This is a genomic window from Mesorhizobium escarrei, from assembly GCF_935825525.1.
Taxonomy (GTDB): Bacteria; Pseudomonadota; Alphaproteobacteria; order Rhizobiales; family Rhizobiaceae; genus Mesorhizobium; species Mesorhizobium escarrei.
The window spans coordinates 1-248 of sequence record NZ_CAKXZT010000028.1 but is presented as its reverse complement, the minus strand read 5'-3'; the positions used below and the strand labels follow the sequence as shown (position 1 = coordinate 248).

General features: G+C 68.5%; 1 protein-coding gene. It reads left to right on the top strand.

All coding sequences use genetic code 11. The annotated features are described in order from the left end of the window. Positions 1-248, top strand: a 248-nt coding sequence (locus tag NMG80_RS02345) for a transposase zinc-binding domain-containing protein (protein WP_254016654.1), incomplete at both ends; no start/stop codon positions are given.

Genomic DNA, 248 nt, shown 5'->3' with positions numbered 1-248 from the left:
ACCGCCATGGCGCCGCCTGGCGCGGGGCCCAAGCCGGCCACTTGAGCCTCGCCCAGCTGAAGGTGATGTCGGCGATCGAGACCTGCCGCACCGCGGCGCTTGGCGGTCATGTCGAGGCGTGCGAGGACTGCGGCCACAGTCGCATTGCGTATAACAGCTGCAGGAATAGGCACTGTCCAAGGTGCCAAGGCGCGGCGGCAAGGGAATGGCTCGCCGCACGCGAGGCCGATCTCTTGCCGGTCGGCTAC